This window comes from Dellaglioa sp. CoH-56-MRSF-10 (assembly GCF_056782175.1).
In genome coordinates, this window is the sequence record NZ_JBXAYF010000070.1 from 1 (window position 1) to 333 (window position 333).

A 333-nucleotide genomic window follows, 5' to 3' on the forward strand; every position below is an offset into this window, starting at 1 on the left:
GCAGTGCACCGATCGACGCAGAACAACATGCGCTTCATCGGAAGTATCGACCAACCAAACTCGACCGTTACCTTGGCCAGGATGCGGTGGTGACCCGAACTCGAGGTATGCTCGAAACCGGAAAGATTCCGAGTGCCATGGCCTTTTTCGGGCCCCCGAGCGCGGGCAAGACGACGTTGGCACGCATCATCGCGGCCGAGGTCAACGGGAAGCCGGTCGAGAAACAAGGCGACTATAAGGAGCTGAACGCGGCAACCCAAAAGGGCATCGACGACGTGCGCGACCTCGAAAAGCTGTCGAAATTCCGGGCCATGAGCAAGCGCCGATTCATCG

General features: G+C 59.2%; 1 protein-coding gene. It reads left to right on the forward strand.

Annotation, left to right across the window (positions count from 1 at the left end):
• Positions 1–333: AAA family ATPase (locus AC1RP4_RS07865; RefSeq protein WP_481763251.1), on the forward strand; the 333-nt coding region annotated here is incomplete at both ends.